At 43.4% G+C, this 16,986-nt stretch carries 15 protein-coding genes; 9 read left to right on the forward strand and 6 right to left on the reverse strand.

All coding sequences use genetic code 11. The features are described from left to right. The first annotated feature begins 57 nt into the window (after positions 1-57). Both L5M49_RS00720 and L5M49_RS00725 read left to right on the forward strand, forming a co-directional pair. Entirely contained in the window at positions 58-2,376 is a 2,319-nt protein-coding gene (locus L5M49_RS00720) for a marine proteobacterial sortase target protein (RefSeq protein ID WP_263265254.1), read from the forward strand. Between the two features lie 17 nt (positions 2,377-2,393). After that, positions 2,394-3,101 (forward strand): class GN sortase, encoded by a 708-nt coding sequence (locus L5M49_RS00725; protein ID WP_263265255.1) that lies wholly within the window; start codon positions 2,394-2,396, stop codon positions 3,099-3,101. A gap of 105 nt (positions 3,102-3,206) precedes the next feature. Here the strand turns inward: L5M49_RS00725 and L5M49_RS00730 are convergent, their stop codons facing one another. Then, on the reverse strand, positions 3,207-4,232 hold the full coding sequence (locus L5M49_RS00730; protein WP_028760265.1) for a GGDEF domain-containing protein: 1,026 nt from the start codon (positions 4,230-4,232) through the stop codon (positions 3,207-3,209). Positions 4,233-4,442: 210 nt separating this feature from the next. On the opposite strand from L5M49_RS00730, the gene L5M49_RS00735 reads away from it, so the two are divergent. Next, positions 4,443-6,065, forward strand: coding sequence for a M28 family metallopeptidase (locus tag L5M49_RS00735; RefSeq protein ID WP_263265256.1), 1,623 nt, complete (start codon positions 4,443-4,445; stop codon positions 6,063-6,065). A 139-nt stretch (positions 6,066-6,204) separates the two neighbouring features. Here the strand turns inward: L5M49_RS00735 and L5M49_RS00740 are convergent, their stop codons facing one another. From L5M49_RS00740 to L5M49_RS00750, 3 genes are all read right to left on the reverse strand, one after another. Further along, positions 6,205-7,068: a hypothetical protein gene (locus tag L5M49_RS00740; RefSeq protein WP_028760263.1), complete on the reverse strand. Its 864-nt coding sequence runs from the start codon at positions 7,066-7,068 to the stop codon at positions 6,205-6,207. Positions 7,069-7,447: 379 nt separating this feature from the next. Continuing rightward, complete coding sequence (locus L5M49_RS00745; protein ID WP_105252744.1) at positions 7,448-8,455, reverse strand: RimK family alpha-L-glutamate ligase; 1,008 nt, start codon at positions 8,453-8,455, stop codon at positions 7,448-7,450. Positions 8,456-8,475: 20 nt separating this feature from the next. After that, positions 8,476-8,925: a DUF413 domain-containing protein gene (locus L5M49_RS00750; protein WP_028760261.1), complete on the reverse strand. Its 450-nt coding sequence runs from the start codon at positions 8,923-8,925 to the stop codon at positions 8,476-8,478. A gap of 108 nt (positions 8,926-9,033) precedes the next feature. On the opposite strand from L5M49_RS00750, the gene hdfR reads away from it, so the two are divergent. Further along, positions 9,034-9,903, forward strand: a complete 870-nt coding sequence (gene hdfR / locus L5M49_RS00755; protein ID WP_212599819.1) for an HTH-type transcriptional regulator HdfR — start codon at positions 9,034-9,036, stop codon at positions 9,901-9,903. 10 nt (positions 9,904-9,913) lie between these two features. Here the strand turns inward: hdfR and L5M49_RS00760 are convergent, their stop codons facing one another. Further along, entirely contained in the window at positions 9,914-10,285 is a 372-nt protein-coding gene (locus L5M49_RS00760; RefSeq protein ID WP_263265257.1) for a diacylglycerol kinase, read from the reverse strand. A 279-nt stretch (positions 10,286-10,564) separates the two neighbouring features. On the opposite strand from L5M49_RS00760, the gene L5M49_RS00765 reads away from it, so the two are divergent. Next, positions 10,565-11,476: a DNA ligase gene (locus L5M49_RS00765; RefSeq protein ID WP_219233725.1), complete on the forward strand. Its 912-nt coding sequence runs from the start codon at positions 10,565-10,567 to the stop codon at positions 11,474-11,476. Positions 11,477-11,546: 70 nt separating this feature from the next. Here the strand turns inward: L5M49_RS00765 and L5M49_RS00770 are convergent, their stop codons facing one another. Then, positions 11,547-12,617: a type I restriction endonuclease gene (locus L5M49_RS00770; protein ID WP_131525545.1), complete on the reverse strand. Its 1,071-nt coding sequence runs from the start codon at positions 12,615-12,617 to the stop codon at positions 11,547-11,549. A gap of 463 nt (positions 12,618-13,080) precedes the next feature. On the opposite strand from L5M49_RS00770, the gene L5M49_RS00775 reads away from it, so the two are divergent. The 4 genes from L5M49_RS00775 to L5M49_RS00790 all read left to right on the forward strand — a co-directional run bounded on the left by L5M49_RS00775 (position 13,081) and on the right by L5M49_RS00790 (position 16,976). Then, positions 13,081-13,530: a low molecular weight protein-tyrosine-phosphatase gene (locus tag L5M49_RS00775; RefSeq protein WP_263265258.1), complete on the forward strand. Its 450-nt coding sequence runs from the start codon at positions 13,081-13,083 to the stop codon at positions 13,528-13,530. Positions 13,531-13,599: 69 nt separating this feature from the next. Further along, entirely contained in the window at positions 13,600-13,896 is a 297-nt protein-coding gene (locus L5M49_RS00780; protein WP_251068840.1) for a hypothetical protein, read from the forward strand. Positions 13,897-14,194: 298 nt separating this feature from the next. Further along, a complete protein-coding gene (locus L5M49_RS00785; protein WP_028760209.1) occupies positions 14,195-14,662 on the forward strand; it encodes a GNAT family N-acetyltransferase in 468 nt (155 codons plus the stop codon). Positions 14,663-15,659: 997 nt separating this feature from the next. Further along, positions 15,660-16,976 carry a hypothetical protein gene (locus L5M49_RS00790; protein ID WP_263255678.1) on the forward strand — a complete coding sequence of 439 codons (1,317 nt, stop codon included), beginning with the start codon at positions 15,660-15,662 and terminating at the stop codon, positions 16,974-16,976. Positions 16,977-16,986: the final 10 nt, after the last annotated feature.

Genomic DNA, 16,986 nt, shown 5'->3' on the forward strand with positions numbered 1-16,986 from the left:
TTCATATTAATGACGACCAACATCAGTTCATATTTGTTAATAGAGGAAGCCTTTGTGATGATCACAGGGAAAAGGGTACAAGAAGTGAGTGAAGCGGTAGCGGTATTGCTGATCAGCGCCGCCGTGTGTTGGGGTTTTCCCTTTGTGGCATTGGCTTCGCCGAATAGTACCGGCACATTATCTGTGCCACAGAATATGGCTTCGGCATTGGTCGGGCAAAATAGTGCTCACAGAACGGCAGAGTCACACATCATTAATTACGATGATATTACGCAGGGGCTGTTGCTTTATCGCCAGCCGAGCGGTGCTTGGGTGCCATCTTTGCCGCTCGATACACAAGTGTCGATGCAAGTCTCTGGCTTAAGTAATCGCGTGAGCGTGAAACAGGTTTTTCGCAACAACACTGAATTTGTGTTGAATGGGCAATATTTGTTCCCGCTGCCCAATGAGGCTGCGGTGGATTCGTTGCGATTACATATAGGCAAGAGAGTGATCGAAGGGCAAATTCATCCTAAGGCCGATGCCAAGCAGATTTTTGAGCAAGCGAAAGCTGAAGGCAAACGTGCCAGCTTAGTGAGCCAAGAGCGCCCTAATATGTTTACGACCGAAGTCGCAAACCTAGCACCTCAAGAGGAGCTGATTGTAGAAATCAGCTATCAGGAGACCATTAAATATGAAGATGGTTTGTTTAGTTTACGTTTTCCGCTGGTGGTCGCGCCCCGTTATATTCCGGGATTAACATCGGATTCAAGTGCTAGCGATTCACATGATCCTATGGCACAGGTGCGCCAATCAAGCCGAGTGACAAGTTCGCAGGTGTTTGATGCTGACCGGATTGTGGCACCTGTGCGGGACGGCGCCAGTGGACGCGATCCTGTGCTGAAGGCAGACATTCAAGTCTTACTTGCAAAGGGGGTTGATAAAGCGTCCATTGAGAGTCCTTACCATGACATCAAACTCAAGCAAGACAACAGCGGCGCGGTCGATGTATCGCTGGCGCAACGTGTGCCCGCTAATCGTGATTTTGTGCTGCAATGGCGAGTAAAGCAGGGCACGAGCCCAATGGCTTGGGTGTTTAATCAGCAAGGTAAAACCCATAAGCTCGATGGCGAAAATTTGTCTCAGGATACACTTGAGACAAGTAAAACTAGCGGCGTAAATGATGATAGTTACAGTCTCGTCATGGTGTTGCCTCCTAAGGTTGAAAAGAGTACTCAGCCGAGTTTGTCCCGTGAATTAATTTTAGTGATTGATACTTCGGGCTCTATGGCGGGGGATTCTATCGTTCAAGCTAAAAATGCACTGTTATACGCGTTAAAAGGACTGAAGCCGGAGGACAGTTTTAACATTATCGAATTTAACTCCAGTTTGTCTCAGTTCTCTGCAGTGCCATTGCCGGCGACTTCGTCGAATTTGTCACGGGCCCGTCAATTTGTGAGCCGTTTACAGGCCGATGGTGGCACTGAAATGGCGTTAGCACTGGACGCTGCTTTGCCAAAATCCTTGGGCAGTGTATCGCTTGATGCAACGCAGCCTTTGCGCCAAGTGATCTTTATGACCGACGGCTCTGTGGGCAATGAACAAGCGTTATTTGATTTGATCCGTTATCAAATAGGTGAAAGCCGCCTATTTACTGTCGGCATAGGCTCGGCGCCTAATTCTCACTTTATGCAAAGAGCGGCTGAACTCGGTCGTGGCACTTTTACTTATATTGGCAAAGTGGATGAAGTCGATGAGAAGATCAGCGCCTTACTCAGCAAAATTCAATATCCGGTGTTAACCGATATTCAAGTGCGTTTTGATGATGGCAGTGTGCCCGATTACTGGCCATCACCGATTGCCGATCTGTACCGCGGTGAGCCAGTGCTCGTGAGTCTAAAGCGCAGCGCCCGTGAGCCACAGGAGTTAGTGATTTCAGGACGCCAAGGGCATCAAAACTGGCAACAGTCGCTCTCGCTGCAGGATAACTCCGCAGGATTGATGACCCATCAAGGTGCAGGTTTAGACTTACTGTGGGCGCGTAAACAGATTGGTGCATTGGAGTTGAGTAAAAATGGCGCGAATGATGACAAGGTCAAACAGCAAGTGACGGCCTTATCAATGAATTATCACTTAGTCAGCGCCTATACCAGCTTAGTGGCGGTGGACTTAACCCCAATTGATTCAACTGCAATGAGCCGTGATGCCGTGGTTCGTCAGCACTTGCCCTTAGGTTGGCAACCTTTTGGAGCCTTGCCGCAAACCGCGACTTCAAGCCGTTTGGATATGTTATTAGGTGCGCTGACCTTGCTACTCGCTTTGATTCTTACAGGATCGATTCTTCGACAAAGACGTGAAGAGAAGACGGCCTTGGTGGCACTTGCCAGTGAACGATGAGCGACGAGTTAAGCGCGATGAGCAAACGCAGAACACAGCGATTTTTAGTGGTGGGATTATTTTTAATTGGCGCAACATTGTTAGGAAAGGGACTCTATATGCAAGCTAAAGCACACTTTGCCCAGTATTTGATTGAACAGGCGTGGACTAAAACCTTGGCTGATGGTCAATCCCATAAGCCTTGGTCATGGGCGGATACTTATCCCGTGGCAAAGCTGTCTATTCATCGTGAGCAAGTGGCGGCGAACAACAATATTGAAGCAGAGCTTAATGACAGTTTATACGTTCTTGCGGGGGCTTCTGGGCGAAATTTGGCCTTTGGTCCAAGTCTGGTGTTGTCCAGTGCGCCAGCGGGGCAAAAAGGCAATACTGTGATTGCCGGCCACAGGGATACGCATTTTGCGATACTCAATGGCATGGCGGTGGGGCGTCGATTATCGTTACAAACGCTTAAAGGCAATCACATTATTTATGAAGTGGTGGCGGCTCAGGTCGTACATGAAACCGAAACTCAATTTATGGCACCATCCGATGATAATCGCTTAACGTTAATTACGTGTTATCCCTTCGATTCACTTCAAGGTGGTGCTGAACTGCGGTTTGTGGTGCAGGCGATCCCCGTCGAAAATGAGTCGATGGAAACACACGGTACGAATGCATCCGTTTCAATAGGGAGTGGCGTGCAAGGGAATATTGGAACTGTTTCACGCAGTTTCAAACATTAATCTGAAATCTAATTTAAATCCTTCATGTAGCTTTCAAAAAAATGCTCCTTTGTTAATCATCTTAGCCTGAAGCTGAATTATCGGCTTCAGGCTAAGTTATAACCATCAGTTACTGATAGGCAGCACACGATTTCGTCCTAAGCGTTTGGCTTCATAAAGTAATTTGTCTGCCGCTTCAATCAATTGCATACCCGTTTGTTTTTCTTGCCATTGGGCGACGCCAAAGGAAGCACTGATATTATTGATGCGTTCGTCTTTGCGTCTGTCTTTTAAACTGAGTTTTTCGAGTCCACGGCGCATAGCTTCGGCCAGTTGCCTTGCGATACGTAGCTGACTTTTAGGGACAATAATCGCAAATTCTTCACCGCCAAACCGATACAGTTTTGTGCCATCGCGGCAGGATTCCTGTAGTCGTTTCGCCACGGCGCGTAACACTTGGTCGCCGAGCTGGTGGCCATAGGTGTCGTTAAACACTTTAAAATGGTCGATATCGGCCAAGATCACACAAGTGCCTAAGGGGGCTTGGGCTATCATTCCTGCAAAATCAGTGTCAAAGGCGCGGCGATTAAAGCAGCCCGTCAGTGCATCGTAGAGAACGTCTTTTTCTGTTTGTTCAAGTTTTTTCTTTAGTGCGTCTATTTCGGTTTGAGCCTTCTGCAGCTGACCGGTAAAGAACTCTGTGCTCGAGCGAATATTGTCCGACTCTTTCACTAAGCTGCGGACCAGATCGAGTACTTGCTCAACGCTAAAGCCTTCGTCTTCGATGCGGTTGAGCTTTTCAAAATTACTTTCGATACGTGACTGGAAGTCATTGGCATCTAGATTGGTATCTTTGAGTGATTGGGAAAGCTCAGTCACCATAGCATCCAGATTTTGGCGCATTTCTCTGACATCGAGTTCAACTGGGTCGGCAACATATTGGCGATACAAGATTTCGCTACTGACAGGAGGGCAAGTATTGTATTGGGCAATAACAGTATCGAGTTGTTGATTTAACTCCGGATTTTGTTCACCAACATAAGTGTACCAAAGCGCATAGTTAACGGGGGTGGTCGGAATTTTATGTTTGAGCATCAGAGGCACTGCTTTTTTGAGGTTCAGTGCAGCGGCTTGTAATAACTCTAGCGACATATTGTTACCTTACTCAATGAAAATACACGGATATTTTAAAATTTTCGCTATTTTTTATTCTGTTGCAGTCAGATTTAGGTCAACGACAAGAATATCGGTCAGATGGAGACATGATTACCGTTTACTCTTGGATGCAGCGACTCCGTTTGCGCTAAGACTTCCATCATAAATTAAAGATGATATGGTAAAGTCTATCCTTAAAACCAAATAATGATAATAACTTGGGAGAAAGTTGTGAAAAATTTAATCATAACCACAAGTCTGTTGGCCACTATCTCATTACCAGCCTTTGCTGAAACGGCATTTGTGAAAAGTCTCGATCTCGTGCAATACCGAACCGATGTGAAAACCTTAGCGAGTGATGCTTTTGGGGGACGCGCGCCCTTGTCTGAAGGTGAAACGTTAACTTTAGACTATTTAGTGACAGCATTTAAAGATATGGGTCTCAAACCCGGATTTGGCGATAGCTATTTACAGGCGGTTCCTTTGGCGCAAATTAGTGCCGATCAAAACATGCAGCTTGATATTGGCGGACTTAAATTTGCCAATGGCAGTGAATTTACCGCGAGAACCCAAAGAATCGCTGACACCGTGAGCCTGAATAAAAGCGATGTGGTATTTGTTGGCTATGGTATCAATGCACCCGAATATGGCTGGAATGATTATCAAGGGTTAGATGTAAAAGGCAAAACGGTCATCGTACTCGTGAATGACCCCGGCTTTGCGACCCAAGATCCAACAATATTTAAAGGCAATGCTATGACCTATTATGGTCGCTGGACTTATAAATATGAGGAAGCGGCGCGTCAAGGCGCTGAGGCCGTGTTTATTGTCCATGAAACCGCGCCAGCCGCCTATGGCTGGGGAGTGGTGCAAAACTCCAACACGGGCACTAAGTTTACTCTGGTCGATGCCAATAATAACCAAGGTCAAGTGGGCGTGATGGGCTGGGTTCAGCACGAAACCGCACAAAAAATCTTTGCCAAAGCGGGATTGGATTTTGATACCTTAAAACAGCAAGCAGCCAAGCCAAACTTTAAGGCTATCCCACTTAAGCTGAGCGCGCAGCTCACGTTAAACAATAAAATTGAACGCGCCGAGTCCCATAACGTTGCGGCTTTACTGCCCGGTAAAACGCGCCCCGAGGAAGTGGTGATGATGCATGCCCATTGGGATCACCTTGGCACTGTGATTGAAGACGGTAAGTCAGAGATTTTAAACGGAGCTGTCGATAATGCCAGCGGTGTGGCGGGGGTTTTAGCGTTAGCGCGTTACTTCAAACAGCAAGCTAGCACGGGGCCACTGGATCGCTCGGTGCTCTTCAGTGCCTTTACTGCAGAAGAAACGGGTCTGATTGGTGCACAGCATTTTGCTCAGCATCCCAGTGTGCCAACCAAAAATATCGTCGCCTTTTTAAATATCGATGGCATGAATGTAAATAAAGGCGTTGATTACATTTTGCGCTATGGGGAAGGGGTATCTGAGTTGGAGCAATACTTAGATAAAGCCGCCAAAGCCCAAGACCGTTCGGTAAAAGCGGATCCAAGACCACAGAATGGATTGATGTTTAGATCAGACCATTTTGCGCTAGCCCAGCAAGGTGTACCAGGATTGTTATTTATGAGTCTTGGGGATACAGATCCTGACTATATTGCGCATAAATATCACCAAGGAGCCGATGATTATGATCCAAATTGGACGTTGGAGGGGGTGAGTCAAGACCTAGATTTGATCGCCAGTATGATAACCACCTTAGCGAATGGTTCAGATTGGCCCCATTGGCTTGAATCATCAGACTTTAAAGCCAAACGTGAGCAGGATGGCCGTAAATAGGTTTAATGGGTTGGATCATGAGGGCGTCCAGTAGGCGCCCTTATTTTTTAGCACTAATTTGGGCTAGGGTTCGGGCAACTGTTTGAGCTAGAAGGGGTGTTTAATACAATATGGGAAGAGATTTTTTATAGAATTAAAATTAAAAGGAATAGCTGATAGAAAGCATAGGGCCAATAAAATTGTAATAGATGTTGTAATCGGCGATTTGAGTATCTTTATTCGGCGAATTTTGGGCGATATCAACGTCAACTTTATAGTAGTTATAGGCCACGCTCATACGCCAGTTTGGGGTGATTTGTGCATTAACCCCCACTTTAATATCAACCAGTTCGCCTTTGACATCATTGAGTTTGATATAGAAATACTGTGCATGGCTGGTGATTTGCCAACCGGGAACAAATTCATACTGACCATATATGCCAATATCGGGCAGTGGTGCAGTGACATTTTCGTCAACAATGCGCGGAATTGCTTGGCTACCGCAGACATTATTGAGTAATTCCGATGAAGCGCAAACACCAATCACCCCTTCAAAACCTGTCTTGATAAACATAGTATGTAAACCAAGTGATAGACCGACATCATAGTTACTGCCTTGAAATACATCATAGCCATAGCCGAAGCGCAGTACATCAATGTTTAAGGTTGAATTTAGATTACCGCCTGCTTTGATATCATAAATGGTGTCGTTAATCTCGAGCTGGAAGGGTTTCGTTAAGGCTTGGGTTTCGGCGTTACGATGAAGCTGTTTCCAGTCTAGGTAGATATTGTGCCGTTCGTTAAAGTGATAATTTAACTCGATAAAGGGTAAAAATTCGTTTTCTGCAAGTTGTAGATCGGACTCATAATCTAAAGTGAAATTATTACCCGAAATAGGGTTAGTGACTTCCATATTGGTGTCTGATTGCGAATAAAAGCCGCCCAACTGAATAGTAAAATCATCGGCTTGCACTTGAGTGCTGAGCAGTGACGCTATGATTAGGGGTAATAGGCGTATCGACATGTTAAGGAGTGACTCCTGCATTATTCTTATTATGTTTAGCGATAAGGTCAGAATTTAGTGCCATAAAAAAACAACATTTGGAGTTTAACAGCAAATTTTTCAATGTGAACAAAATGTTTTAAAAAATGCAAAAAATTGTGATTCAAAACAAAAGTAGGGCTGGTTCTCGTGAGGTTGAATGAAATTTGAGTGAGCGATCACATCAATTGTGGATTGAAAGACTCAGGGCAAGTATTTCCTTCCTGAACGGCTTTAGGATTGTTGCGTTGTTAATGGGGCAAGATACAAATGGATATAGACACAAACATGGTGGAGAATCATCGATATTGAGAATATCTAGCGGTACGATTCCGCTAGATATTGATATGTCCTAGTGCTTCTATTTCGTCTCGATAGAGGACGCAGACGATAGAAGTGACGGGGTAGAAGTCTCAGCCTCTACGCTATCAGCTACGATTTTTGGGCTACTTGGTTCATCTTTATTAAACATGCCTAAACGGATGCGAATAAAATGCAAAATTTGCGCGGCAATATCCACATTCAAACAGGACTCTAAGCCCTCAAACCCTGGAGATGAGTTAGCCTCACAAATTTTGTAATGGCCGTTATCAAACAATAAATCGATACCTGCAACATCAAGATCGAGAATATTGGCTGTTTGGGTGGCAAGCCATTCAATTTCAGGAGTGATCTGAAATGGACGCGCTGAACCACCGGCACTGACATTGGCTTTGAAGCTGTCTTCTTGACCACGTCTTTCATAGCAACCCGCCACACGACCACCAATAGTGAATACGCGTAGATCGCGCCCATGACTGTTAGCGATAAACTCTTGCAGAATGATGTTAGCGTTTTTATTGGTCGCTTCAATCAACTGCATTAAATCGTCAAATTCACGCGCCTTATGGGATAAAAACACACCACTGCCCTGTGAGCCTGAAAGTGTTTTTATCACCACAGGAAAACCGAGATGGCGTTCTACGAGGGCGATATCGACGGGGAATTTAACCAACATGGTTTTAGGCGTAGGCAGATTCTTCTCGGCCAACAATTGTTGGGAGAATAACTTGTCTTTAACGATTTCAATGGCTTTAGATGGATTGAGGCAATATACCCCTAATCTTTCTAAGTGACGAATAATGGCTAAAGCAAAGTAGGTCGTGCCTGAGCCCATTCGCGGAATGATAAAATCGGGCAGCTCGACGGCTTGCCCATTCAATAAAATACTCTTGTTATCTTCTCTGGTGACAGTCAGATCAAATTCATCAGGTGCGTAAACTTCCAACTCTATGTTATCGGCTTTTGCTGCCGCCAGTAGACGCTCAATTTCATACCATTCAGGTTTTAGCTGAGTCGCGGTTTCTTTATATAAAATCCAACCACGCATTTAGTAGCAAACCTTAATCTTCATTCTTTATCCTCGGGTTCAGGTTCATCCTGAACATCATCTTCAATATCAAATACAGCCTCAGCCTCTATTTCTATCTCGGGCTTGGTTGCAGGCAAATGCACTGTACCAACCACGGCATAAAAGGGTTTCCCCATGGCGAGCCTGCGATACTTTACCCAGATCTGCTCTAACAAGCTACTGGGGGCGATATTTCCTTTGGCGACTTCCACAAATTGGGCTTCATCAGAGGTGCAAGGCAGCGTTTTCCCTTCCGCTAAATTCTTCATCGCATGACCATGCAATTCAAGGAGTTCAGCTTCTTTATTGGTAAAATCGCCGCTTCGTTTAAAGCCTTTGGGGAAATTAGCGTCGTCGTAGAAACGTTTTTGAGAGACAAAACTGGCAGCAACTGAGCCGTTAAACGTCTCAGAACCCTTGTTAGCGTTAAAAAAAGACTGTTCAGACATGGCAGATACCCTCTAGTTTTTGATATACAAAGATTTGCAACTGGAGTATTGGCTAGTATTATTGATTTATAAATCAAAAAAATTTGCCTATGTTGGTCAAGAATTTTTATGGATACCGATTTACTAAAAACCTTTCTCGAAGTCTCCCGTACTCGCCATTTTGGTAAAGCGGCTGAGAATCTTTATCTCACCCGAAGCGCAGTGAGCTTTAGGGTGAAACAGCTTGAGAGCATTTTGGGTGTCGCCTTATTTGAACGGCAACGTAATAATATTCAGCCCACGCCAGCAGGCGAACGTATGCTTGGTCATGCCGAAGCGGTGTTAACAGCATGGGAGCGGGCTAAGCAAGATGTTTCCCTCAGCCAGTTACAGACAACGCAGCTTGCCATTGGTGCAGGGCCAAATATTTGGGACGCTTACTTGCAAGGTTATTTACAGGGATTGCATGTCGGTTTACCAGGCGTGGCGTTGCGCACCGAAGTGCTACCCGCGAATGCAATGACGCGTCAGCTAATGGACCGCACCTTAGATATTGCGATTTCATTCGATCCGCCAAAGCTTGATCAATTTGAGATAGTACAACTGGGGCAAATTAATTTGTTGTTGGTGTCGAGCTTAAAAGGTCAAACGGTAAAAGCGGTTGTGCCGGGGCAATATGTAAAAGTTGATTGGGGTACGGCGTTCAATATTGTTCACGCGCAGGAATATGCCTCGCTGCCAGTGCCAACGCTGCACACGAGTTCAGCACGTATTGCGTTAGATTTCATCTTGAATAATGGCGGCTGCGCATTTTTACCTGAGCATCTAGTGCAACATGCATTGCGCGGCGGCGAATTGCATCTCGTCAGCGGCGCGAATGCCATTTCACGAAATGTGTATCTTGCGTATTGGGCTGAGAATGACCGCTTAGCCCAGATCAAACAAGCCATCGACTTTTTAAGGGACGATGGCTCAATGGTTGTTCATGCGACGGTTTAGAAACTAAGAATTAAAGCACTAGCGGCGTTAATACAACCAGCCAAGTTAATCCACAAAGTGCAAGACTCATAAAGACGGCAGCCGAGGCAATGTCCTTGGCTTGGCCACTTAACGGGTGTATTTCACTGCCGACACGGTCAACCACAGCTTCAATCGCCGAGTTTAATAGCTCAACAATCAACACGATAAACAACGTGAAAATCAGCATAAGGCGTTCAATAGTGCTGATATCAACCCATAAGGCTACGGGTAACATGACTATCGTCAAGATTAATTCCTGTCTGAAGGCGGCTTCGTGGATCCAAGCGGCCTTTAGGCCCTTCATCGAAAATCCCGTCGCTCTGAATATGCGATTAATACCGTGATTATTGGCTGGTTTCATAGTGTTTCCAATTGACGTTAGCGACAAAGCGCTGAGGTTCTGCTCATTCAAAACAGGGTGGATAAATCCTACTGTTGTCTTTGTTAACATTTGACTGAGTCATAAATTTGGCCGCAGTATAGCCTGAGATGAAAAGTGCATAAACAATTAACTGAGCAAATTTGATCATCAACATTCGTTGTTAACTTAGGGAGTTAGTGACTTTTGCGGTTATTTTAGTGCAACTTTAGCCGTGCGGCCTAAGCTTGATGAAGGATATATTGCAGCGTGGGCAAGGGAATGACTCATACTAACCCGTTACGAAATTTAACATTTAATCAGTTCATCCGTTTTAGTGTTTTTAAGCTCAGCTTGCTCATACTTTGCGGTTTAACTCTTTCGGTTAACGCACAAACCTCACCACCTGCTATACAACTTGCTACCGAGTTTGATGCGACTCGAACTTCGCAAGATATTAATATTCAAAATTTTTTGATTAGTGAGAAACTCGACGGGGTTCGAGGTTACTGGAATGGCAAGGAATTATTCACTCGGCAGGGAAATGCCATCGCCACACCCATTTGGTTTACTGCGAATTTTCCGAATTATCCCCTCGATGGTGAATTATGGCTTGGGCGAGGTCAGTTTGAAGCGATGTCGAGTTTAGTTCGACAAACCTCAGCTAAGGATGATGATTGGCGCAAAGTGCGATTTATGGTGTTCGATGTCCCCAAGGCGAGTGGCGACTTTCAGCATCGCTATCAATTTGCGCTGACTGAACTGAGTGGCAAATCGAATTATCTTGAAGTCATAGTGCAGTTCCAAGTAGAAAGCCTTGAAGCCCTGTATCAAAAACTCGATGCCTTAGTTGCAAAAGGCGCCGAAGGCTTGATGCTGCATCGCAGTTCTGCGACTTATATCAGTGGCCGCAATCCTCATTTGATGAAGCTAAAACCCTATTATGATGCTGAAGCTACTGTTATCGCTTATATCCCTGGTAAAGGTCAATTTGCAGGGCAGATGGGCGCATTAAAAGTGCAAACGCCAGACGGCCGAATTTTTAGTATTGGCACAGGTTTTAGTCTCGCAGAGCGCCAACATCCCCCCGCAGTGGGCACTATCATTACCTATAAATATCTTGGTCTTACCGTTAACGGTTTACCGCGGTTTGCCAGTTTTTTACGGGTAAGAACCGATGTTGAAACTGAGTAGCCGTACCTAGTAAATCAAATTGCGCATTAGTCTTTACGCTGAGTAATGCGCAATTGATATTTTGATAGTGTTATTCGTAATAGGCGACTGTCGATAATAGTTGTTCACTGAAATTAAAAATATCATCTACAGAGTTAATAGGATGACGAGTTTCATTTTTATTTTCATCCACTAATCCGAGATACTTTTGTTTAGCATTGAAGTGTAAGCGGCATAAGGGTTTTCGGTTATTATCATCCAATAGTATGCCAAAGTAACTTTGGGTATCCCTTGCGATGATTCGATTAACTTCTATTTTTTGCCTCAATATAGCTTTTATCACATTGAAACCGTCAATTTCTTCTTCAGTAGTAACTACTTTAATTTTTTCATCATTGGATGGGATTGGGGTATCGATTAAATTTTTGTTTTCATCAGTTGGTTTATCATTGCCAATAGCGGATTTTAAACGTTCATTAATGCTGTCGTTGAGAAATTGTCTTAGTGCTTTATGAGTAATTTCAGCAAATTGATGTTTTACTTTAGGTGTAAGAACCCCATCATAAGCCCTTGAGGCAAAAAAGCGAATAAACTCTTCTTCAGGTTCTTTAAATTGCTCACTAATAATACGTTTTATCTGACTCAAGTATTTTAGTTCTCCTGCCGCGCTGACTATTGAGTTAACGTCGAACGAGTTTTTAGTCAGCTTTTTAACTTCAGGAATTAAGTGTTCATCAATATTTTCAAGATCTAAGATCAGAAATGGTTTTTCATCCATTTTGTTAGGAGCATCAAGATCGGTATAAAATTGATATTCAGTACCGTTTGTAAGAATAGCTAAGCGTGCGTTTGTGACAGAAAAATAACGAAATAGTTGTGACGCATGCTTTATGGACAGCTTTTCATTGTACTTTTTGCATTCAATAAGGATTTGCACTTCACCTTCCTTAATTAATGCGTAGTCAACTTTCTCACCTTTTTTACCTATAGTATCTGCCGTAAATTCTGGGACAACTTCGCTAGGATTAAAAACATCATATCCTAGAACTGTATGCAAAAATGGCATAACTAAGGCATTCTTAGTCGCTTCCTCAGTTTGAAGGCTATTAGCAATTTGAGGGATGCGTTTTGATAGAACATCGATTCGTTCAATAAAATCCATTTTACTTTTCCTCTTCTTGTACTTTGTGGTGTATTTTTTATTTGAGCGAGTATGCGGTGAACATTCAGTTTTATTTTAAACCGTACTCTGACATATAAACCTAGTCGATAAAAAATCCTTAGCAAGGAGGCTAATTTGTTTCTGTGCTGTTTATCGTATATTTTACGGGTTAGGTTAAATTTTGTGCGTGCTTGGTATGTATATGGCTCAAGGGGAATATTTTAGCTGAGGTGACACCCTTAACTTTCGGATCGTAGCGCGCATTTTATTTTTGATAATGGTTTGGCGTAAGAATATTTTGTATTTCTAGGTTTAACATTTTGTATTTATAGGTAAATAATTAATGTATTAAGCTGCTTATCATATTAAGTTTACATCTAGGTTTAAGCACATTAGATAAATTATTGATAATACTAAGCTATGAGGTATTCATGTTAAAAATCAAAGTGTACGGCGAATATTGATGGTTTGTATGGGTAATATTTGTCGCTCACCGACGGCAGAGGCGGTTTGTCGTTTTAAGATTGCTGAGCGCAGGCTTAATATTGAGGTGGATTCGGCGGGTACTATTGGTTATCACCAAGGGGATAAGCCCGATAGCCGCGCTATTGAGGCTGGTAAAAAGCGGGGTTTTAGTTTCGAGGGCATGCGGGCGCGGCAGGTGGTGAATGCTGATTTTGAGCATTTTGATTTAATTCTAGCTGCGGATAATACCAATTTGGCGGATCTGCTTAGCCGTTGTCCGGTTGAGTATCAACACAAGTTACAGTTAATGTTGTCCTATGCTGATACGCAAATAACGGAAGTACCAGATCCTTACTATGGCGGCGCACAGGGTTTTGAACTAGTGCTCGATCTCCTCGAGCAGAGTATGGAAGCTTTATTAGATCAATTGACCGAAAAGTTCCGTTGAGATGCGTATTTCCATTTACGGTTTGGGTTTTATGATAAGTTCGGGTAAATCCCCTTATGCGAGATGACGATGAAAGTAATGGATTCTGAAAACCGAGTATGGTTCTTTTTGGAGCATGAAGGTCGCTTGTACTTGAATGCAAATTGCAACATGAGTGCATTTGGCTATAGCTATATGATCCAGCTCAATGGTCAGGAACTGCAAAATTATGAAGGTGGTGGCCGCGAGTATCTAAATAATCTTGCTCACGATATTCATTATTCTGTTCCAATCGCAAAAGACACAACGTCAATTTACAAAGGTCGTGAAGTTTCAAAACAGCTAGCTGGTTTAGCAACAGAAGCGATTAAAGCGTGGCGTGCTTAAAATCGGTTAACTCTAAAATGCCCCAAAGCTTGTTTCAAAGTTTAAAATGCAAGTAGGGCGAATAAAGTTGTGGCTATAAAAAAGCTAATGTGATGAGGTTACTTTCAACCTAGAAGTCATGCCAGTCCGAACTTTCAATAAAGCCACAGCAAAGTAAACATCATCATAAAGTCATTAATAGATATCAGTATAGTTTGACTACAAACATCAATGGTTGTGGGCTGCTTGCCTTACAAGGTTAAGTTGGTAAGATGTTGTTCATAAAGAAAATCAAATCGTTGTACATCTAAGGACATATATGGAAATTTCATTACTTGCCGATAATCCCTCTGCGATAGACACGGTAGCTAGTTGGTATTTCAACGAATGGTGCCAAGACAATGGTAGCTATACCAAGGAGGAAGTCGTTGAAAAAGTCTCTGCATCAATAAATCGAGATACCGCGCCTATTCTGATCATTGGAAAAGTAAATGGTGTTCTTGCTGGTTCAGCAGAGCTAAAAATTCGAGAAATGGACATATACCCAGAATTTGAATTTTGGCTTGGTGGTGTTTACGTCACTCAGCAGGCTAGGGGACAGGGGGTCGCCTCAAAACTTGTGAAAGAGATAATATCGCTAGCACATAAAATAGGTGTGAAAAAATTATATCTTCAAACAGAAGATTTAACTGGAGGTTTGTACTTACATCATGGGTTTAAGCCTATAGAACAAGTGAATTATAAAGGTATAAATGTATTGGTTATGGGCACAAACATCGGTGAATAACAAGTTTGTGAAGGTACTCTGCGGCTCAATTGAGGGAAGCAAGTGGAACGACATGGTCATATTTCACAGGGCTACCTAAGTCGGTCAAAGCATCCCCAAATGGCATCATTTTTAATCTTAGAATTTTAGTCAGTACAAGAAAATGGATTTCCTGTTTCAACAGTAAGAACCAGTTGTGTTCTGTTTCAGTCAAAGTGTTTATAAAGTTATTAGCAGGGCCATATAATCAGATGCTGAGTGACTCTTTACAGAATCTAATGATGAAAATGAGTCGAAATCTTCCAAACTTTGACAGTTATTGTTGAATCAATGGCTACCAAATAAGAATAGGCCGTGCGTAGTTGCGACCGATTTTACGATCGCTTAGTCAGTGTTGGAGCACTGCCCACGCTTGGCCCTCGCAGACTTCAGATCAATGTTGAACTCTTGATATCACATTATGCTGTTATCGCTGTTATCGTCGTCTCGTGCGGCGGGCTTTTTTGCAAATAAAATAAACCTCCAGCCTCACGCTTGACAATAAGTGAAACGTAAACAATCTTTTAACATGGAACATTTTCAGAAGGTTACTTTTCTTTCTGCAGCATAGAATTGTTTTCACTACGGGAACACAGGAGTGTTTAACCCTTCCATTGAGATAATTAGGTTTCATTTGAGGTGATCCTCAATGGATTATCTAGACTCAAGGTATCGTGATAAAACGCAATCATGAAAAGGAATTTCAATGAAAGACGTTAATATTTATCTGTATCAATCAATCTGTTCAGACCGGCTCAGTAAGCCAGAGACTGCGATCAAAACAGCAAACTTCAATTTTAATATCGAAACCCATTTATTTGGATTTGGTTGAGGTCAAGTCTTGTACGCTATTTGTATTGTGACATCACGCCTGCAGTGGCGGGTGTTGTGAAAGCCCTGATTTTAAGTCGTTAAAGAAAGTGGAGTCGTAAACGTTTTAAGCATTGAATAAGTCCCAATAACAAGGAGAGTTAATTTCATGTCTATCAAAATTTTTAGCTATAGAGCGCTTTTTTTGTGTATGAGTGCTGCTGTATATGCAGAAGCACCAGTAGAGACAAAAGCAGCTATAACGCTACCCACATTAAGCCCTGTTATGCCGCTGGAAATTACAGCAAAACCCCCGTTCTCACTCGAAAGCCTGCAACATGATTTTGATGATTTTTCTTGGCAATCGTTTATTGCACTTAACTGGCCAGCAAATGCCGATGGCACACCCAATACTATGTCCACCATTGGGCAAAAAACTAACCAGCCAGTCGTGTGGCTGCATTGGAAGGAAAGCCGGGAGATTTTTTTACCCGATGGCGTAAAACCACCTGGGTGGGATCAGTCCAATAATGTGCCGGATGTTTGCAAAAGTATTGATCCAAAGTCCATTCCTGAAGGGACTATTTATTTAACGCAAGTAGGGAAGACCCCGAATGTGTTGGATGAAAGTGGTGAGCCTTTTACAACGGGTCCATTGATTGATCAAAACGGGCTTTATACCCGTTATGAAATATTAACCAATGAAACCATGTTCAATTTTATTTTGGACAATAACCTCTACAGTAAAAAAGGTCAGAAACAGTTTAATGCCGATGTCGACTTTACCGCGAGCGACAGTAAAACCGGGCAGGTAGGTTCTATCATGCTTAAAGCCTCATGGATAAAAATGGGCGGCAAGTTTGATTCGACGAATTACTATACAACTTACGCGCTTGTTTATAACAATCCCGAAGAGCAACACGGGGTCAAGCCCGCGTGTGCGCTTGAACAAGTCGGTCTAGTGGGGTTTCACATTGCTCACAAAACCACGGGTGAACCACAATGGATTTGGTCTACCTTTGAGCATGTCGCTAACGCGCCAACCCAAGGTGAGTCAGCATCATTATCGGCATATAATTTTTACGATGCTAAATGTACTGACTGCAAAGTGAATGAACCACCAGCACGCCCGTGGGATCCGGCAAACCCGCACACTAAACCAACTCAAGTTGAACGCGTTATTCCTATCACTGCCGATGCTAAAGCCTTAAATGCCAGTTATCACGCTGCACTCGACGCTGTCGTGCCGGGATCGGTATGGAAGAACTACGAATTGATCAGCACGCAATGGCCTACCGATGCCAAAAATCCCACCGATCCAACGGGCGTGCCTGCTCCCTCATTTTTAGCGAACACCACGCTCGAAACTTATATCCAAGGTTCGGTAAAGCAAACATCAAGCAGCTGTATGGCTTGTCACAATAATGCGGCAACCACTAACGGTAATTTTGCAGATTTCACTTACTTGCTGCAACGCGCGCAATAATTTACGAAAG

Origin of the sequence: Shewanella sp. SM74, assembly GCF_025653725.1 — a bacterium.
GTDB classification, from domain to species: domain Bacteria; phylum Pseudomonadota; class Gammaproteobacteria; order Enterobacterales; family Shewanellaceae; genus Shewanella; species Shewanella oncorhynchi.

Excerpts from the sequence above, each read along its gene's own strand:
- L5M49_RS00720 (WP_263265254.1), top strand. The coding sequence starts at position 58 with ATGATCACAGGGAAAAGGGTACAAGAAGTGAGTGAAGCGGTAGCGGTA.
- L5M49_RS00725 (WP_263265255.1), top strand. The coding sequence starts at position 2,394 with ATGAGCAAACGCAGAACACAGCGATTTTTAGTGGTGGGATTATTTTTA.
- L5M49_RS00730 (WP_028760265.1), bottom strand. The coding sequence starts at position 4,232 with ATGTCGCTAGAGTTATTACAAGCCGCTGCACTGAACCTCAAAAAAGCA.
- L5M49_RS00735 (WP_263265256.1), top strand. The coding sequence starts at position 4,443 with ATGATAATAACTTGGGAGAAAGTTGTGAAAAATTTAATCATAACCACA.
- L5M49_RS00740 (WP_028760263.1), bottom strand. The coding sequence starts at position 7,068 with ATGTCGATACGCCTATTACCCCTAATCATAGCGTCACTGCTCAGCACT.
- L5M49_RS00745 (WP_105252744.1), bottom strand. The coding sequence starts at position 8,455 with ATGCGTGGTTGGATTTTATATAAAGAAACCGCGACTCAGCTAAAACCT.
- L5M49_RS00750 (WP_028760261.1), bottom strand. The coding sequence starts at position 8,925 with ATGTCTGAACAGTCTTTTTTTAACGCTAACAAGGGTTCTGAGACGTTT.
- hdfR (WP_212599819.1), top strand. The coding sequence starts at position 9,034 with ATGGATACCGATTTACTAAAAACCTTTCTCGAAGTCTCCCGTACTCGC.
- L5M49_RS00760 (WP_263265257.1), bottom strand. The coding sequence starts at position 10,285 with ATGAAACCAGCCAATAATCACGGTATTAATCGCATATTCAGAGCGACG.
- L5M49_RS00765 (WP_219233725.1), top strand. The coding sequence starts at position 10,565 with ATGACTCATACTAACCCGTTACGAAATTTAACATTTAATCAGTTCATC.
- L5M49_RS00770 (WP_131525545.1), bottom strand. The coding sequence starts at position 12,617 with ATGGATTTTATTGAACGAATCGATGTTCTATCAAAACGCATCCCTCAA.
- L5M49_RS00775 (WP_263265258.1), top strand. The coding sequence starts at position 13,081 with ATGGTTTGTATGGGTAATATTTGTCGCTCACCGACGGCAGAGGCGGTT.
- L5M49_RS00780 (WP_251068840.1), top strand. The coding sequence starts at position 13,600 with ATGAAAGTAATGGATTCTGAAAACCGAGTATGGTTCTTTTTGGAGCAT.
- L5M49_RS00785 (WP_028760209.1), top strand. The coding sequence starts at position 14,195 with ATGGAAATTTCATTACTTGCCGATAATCCCTCTGCGATAGACACGGTA.
- L5M49_RS00790 (WP_263255678.1), top strand. The coding sequence starts at position 15,660 with ATGTCTATCAAAATTTTTAGCTATAGAGCGCTTTTTTTGTGTATGAGT.